The following is a 4,162-nucleotide window of genomic DNA, read 5'->3' as shown; positions in this document are numbered from 1 at the left end:
CATCGACATAATGCACGCCGCAATCCACCAGCGGCGAGGTGGTCTGCATCAAGGCCTTATGGGTTTCCCATGTAGGCCCGTCTGATTGCTGATTGAGGTTGAGACGGAAGACATAGGGGCCACCGAGGGCGCGCGCCTCAGCGATCAGGCGCACCCATGACGGATGATGCCGCAGGATATAACCGACCACCAGCTTGCGGTTGAGGCGCTTGGCGCAGTCAACCACGCGGATTGCATCGGCGACGGTCGTCGCCAGCGGTTTTTCAACGAAGATATGCGCGCCCGCCTCCATCGCCGCCACCGCATAATCGGCGTGGCTGCCGGAATAGGTGGCGATCACGACGATATCGGGCTTGGTCTGCGCCAAGGCAGCATAGAAATCGGTGAACACCGGGTAGCTTTGCAAATCGGGATCATCCACGGTGCCGGAGCGATTGACCAGCCCGACGATTTGCGCATCTTTGTGGTGGTGATGCGCAAGGGCGTGACTGCGCCCCATATTGCCCAGACCTGCAATCAGAACCTTCATTTCACCGCCCCCGATGTGATGCCGCGGATCAATTGCCGCGAGAAGATGACGTAAAGCACCAGCACCGGAATGATGGCGAGCGATAGGGCCGACAGCACCGCGTTCCAGTCGGTGACAAACTGCCCGATGAAAACCTGACTCCCCAACGTCAGGGTCTTGGTTTCCTCCGCTGGCGCAAGGATCAACGGGAACCAGAGGTCATTCCAGATCGGGATCATGTTGAACACCGCGACGGTCGCCATGGCGGGCCGCACAAGCGGCAGTACGAGGCGGAAGAAAATCGCGTATTCTGAAAGCCCGTCAATGCGGCCCGCGTTTTTCAGGTCGTCCGAGACGTTTTTCATAAACTCCGACAGGATGAACACCGCCAGCGGCAAGCCTTGCGCCGTATAGACCAAAATCAACGCCCAGAGCGTGTTCACCAACCCCGTTTGCACCATCATTTCCAGAATCGCCACGGTGCCGATGCGAATGGGGATCATGATGCCCAAAGCGAGGTAAAGCCCCATCAATGTGTTGCCTTTGAAGCGGTATTCGGCCAGCGCAAAGGCGGCCATCGCTCCGAACAGCAGGATCAGGAACAGTGAAACGACAGTCACGATCATCGAGTTCTGGAAATAAAGGAAGAAATCGCCTTGTTTCAGCACGGTTTCATAGCCGATCAGCGAAAAGCTGTCGGCATTGGGCAGGCCCAGCGGGTCGCGGAAAATCGCTTTGCGGGTTTTGAAACTGTTGATGATGATCACCACCACCGGAAACAGCGCAATCACCACATAGGTCAACAGCACGGCATGAGCGGCGATAGTGGAGCGGAGCGAGTTGCGTGAATTGGTCATGCCGCGCCCCTAAAACTGATAACTGCGCAAGCGGCGCTGGATGACGAACAGGTAAAGGCACACCCCGATCAGGATGATGCCGAACATCGCAGAGGCAATCGCCGACCCCATATTCGGGTCGCCCAGTTGCAACTGAAAGCCAAAGAAGGTGCGATAGAGAAAGGTGCCCAAGATATCGGTGGCAAAATCCGGCCCTGCCAGCGCGCCTTGGGCGGCATATATGAGGTCAAACGCATTGAAGTTGGCAACGAAGGTGAGAATGGAGATGATGCCGATGGAGGGCAGGATCAGCGGCAGTTTGATCTTCCAGAACGCCGCCATGCCGGTGATGCCGTCACATTCCCCGGCCTCCAGAATCTCGTCGGGGATGGACAGCAGGGCTGCATAGATCAGCATCATCGGGATACCGACGAATTGCCAGACCGAGACAAGGGCGAGCGTGGTGAGGGCGTATTCCTCTTTGCCTAGCCACGGGGCGTAGAGGAATTTGAGGCCAATCGCGTCCAACATGCCCGGCGCGATGCCCCAGATCGGTGACAGGATCAGCTTCCACGCGAAGCCGACGATGACGAAGCTAAGGATAGTCGGGATAAAAATGGCGGAGCGGTAGAGGGCAGCGAAGCGCAGTCGGCGGGAAGACAGGATCGCGGCAAGGGCGACCCCGATGGGGTTCTGCACCAGCATATGAATCAGGAAAAACCAGAAGTTGTTACCCAAGGCGTTCCAGAACTGGCCCGACCAGTTGGGATCACCAAAGAGGGTGCGGAAATTGTCGAGGCCTGCAAACACCCGCTCCCGATCAATGGTTGTGTAAAGGGCAAGGCGCAGCGTGTTGAACAATGGATAGATCATCACGGCGGTGTAGACCAGCACGGCAGGCGCCAGAAAAACAAGGATGTGCCATTTGAAAACGGGCTTTGCAGCCGCATTTGAGGCGGGGCGCGACATGCGTTCGCTCCTTATCCTGATGGATGAAAAGGCCTCGAAGGATTATCCTCCGAGGCCGAAAGCCGCTTACTTTTGCGGCGCATACCAGCTTGCAAGGCCCTCTTGCAGTCGCTTGCCCGCATCTTCCGGCGTTTCCGTGCCTTTGATTACCGCAGCCGAGGCGTTCCAGGTCTCATTTTCCAGATTCGGCGTGCCGCGCGACAGGATCTGATAGGTGGATCGGATCGTGCTTTTGCACTTGCTGCGCCATGACACGAATTCCTCTGCCAGCGGGTCTTCCATCTTCACCTCGGCATTGGAGAGCGAGAAAAAGCCCGGCAAGGCATTGGAATACAGCGTGGCAAATTCCGGCGAGGCAACCCAGTCGAGGAACTTGCGGGTTTCTTCCGGATGCGCGGTTTTCGCGTTCATGCCAATGGCGATATCGGCGTGATCCGAGATGTAGCAAGTGTCGCCTGCGACTTGCACCGGTGGCGGGAAAGCCCCCATTTCAAAATCGACCAAGCCGTTGAAACCGCTGATTTCCCATGAGCCCGCCGGATAGATCGCAGCGCGGCCAAGGGTGAAGAGGTTCTGGCTGTCCGGATAGGTTTGCGCCTCAAACCCGTCGCCAAGATAATCTTTCCACTTGGCGAGTTGTTTGTAAGGGGCAACCCAGTCTTCATCGGTCAGCTTCTGGGTGCCTTTGATCAGCGCAAGGCGGCCTTCTTCGCCCTTCCAGTAGTTCGGGCCGATGTTCTGATAGCCCATGGTCGCGGCTTCCCACTGGTCATTGGTGCCCATCGCCATCGGGATATAGGTGCCATCGGCTTTGATCTTGTCGAGAACGGCAAAGAATTCGTCGACGGTTGCCGGCGGCTCCACCCCGATCGCCTTGAACGCGTCTTTGTTATAGATGAAGCCGTGAATCACGCTCGCCATCGGCACGCAGAACGTATGGGCGGCGTCATCCGTGGACCAAGCCGATTTGGCAACGTCGGAAAAGTTTTTCATCCCGTCAAGATCGGTCAGGTCCGACAGCTTGCCACCGTCATAAAGTGCCAGCGATGCATCAAACGGGCGGCAGGTGATCAGATCACCGGCAGAGCCTGCGTCGAGTTTGGAGTTCAGCACCGCGTTGTATTCGGCAGGGGCGGACGGGGTGAACTTCACTTTGATGCCGGGGTTTGCCGCCTCAAACGCCGGGATGATCTTGTCCTGCCAGATCGACAGGTCATCATTGCGCCAGCTTTCGATTGACAGCGTGACATCATCGGCCCATGCGGCCCCGCCTGCCAGCAGTGTCGAGGCAAGCAATATGGTCTTGAGCGTGGTTCTCTTCATCTTGTCTTCTCCCAGGTTGGTTGTTCGTTGGCGTCAGGATTGCGCGCGCGATGCCATCACGTCAAGACAGGGCGCAAGGTGTTGGTCATTCGCGGCCAGCAGTGCCCGCGCCTCTGCTGCGCTTGCGCCCAAGGCGATCAGCACTGCGTCTTTCGTAGCGTGCCCGGCGTGATGCAGCGCGCTTTCTGCCTGTTTTTCGCTGACATCCGCGATAGTGCGCACGATTGTAGCGGCGCGTTTGCGCAGTTTGATATTGTCGGCGTTAAGGTTGACCATCATCCCGTCATGAACATGCCCCAGCAATACACCCGTCAGCGTTGAAATCATGTTCAAGGCAATTTTCTGCGCCGTCCCCGCCCCAAGCCGGGTGGAGCCTGCAATCGCCTCCGGCCCGGTCGGCAGACACACCGCGATATCGCTAAGGCCAAGCAACGACGAACCCGGCGTGTTGGCAATCGCGATCACGGTCGCGCCGCGTCGTTTCGCGGCCTGTGCCAGCGAGAGCGCATAGGGGGTGGTGCCGCTG

The 4,162-nt window shown here is 58.0% G+C and carries 5 protein-coding genes; all 5 read right to left on the bottom strand.

Going from position 1 to position 4,162, the window contains the following annotated elements:
* The coding region (locus L0H65_RS15560; protein ID WP_301459977.1) for a Gfo/Idh/MocA family protein at nt 1–529 on the bottom strand (529 nt) is incomplete at its 3' end.
* Entirely contained in the window at nt 526–1,365 is an 840-nt protein-coding gene (locus L0H65_RS15555; RefSeq protein WP_301459976.1) for a carbohydrate ABC transporter permease, read from the bottom strand. The genes L0H65_RS15555 and L0H65_RS15560, both read right to left, overlap by 4 nt.
* A 9-nt stretch (nt 1,366–1,374) precedes the next feature.
* Nucleotides 1,375–2,313 carry a carbohydrate ABC transporter permease gene (locus L0H65_RS15550; protein WP_301459974.1) on the bottom strand — a complete coding sequence of 313 codons (939 nt, stop codon included), beginning with the start codon at nt 2,311–2,313 and terminating at the stop codon, nt 1,375–1,377.
* A 66-nt stretch (nt 2,314–2,379) separates the two neighbouring features.
* Nucleotides 2,380–3,636: an ABC transporter substrate-binding protein gene (locus tag L0H65_RS15545; RefSeq protein ID WP_301459973.1), complete on the bottom strand. Its 1,257-nt coding sequence runs from the start codon at nt 3,634–3,636 to the stop codon at nt 2,380–2,382.
* A gap of 33 nt (nt 3,637–3,669) precedes the next feature.
* On the bottom strand, nt 3,670–4,162 hold a 493-nt coding region (locus tag L0H65_RS15540; protein ID WP_301459972.1), incomplete at its 5' end, for an N-acetylmuramic acid 6-phosphate etherase.

It is taken from the genome of Pseudorhodobacter sp., assembly GCF_030452865.1.
Lineage (GTDB): Bacteria > Pseudomonadota > Alphaproteobacteria > Rhodobacterales > Rhodobacteraceae > Pseudorhodobacter.
This window is presented reverse-complemented; position numbering and strand designations above follow the sequence as displayed.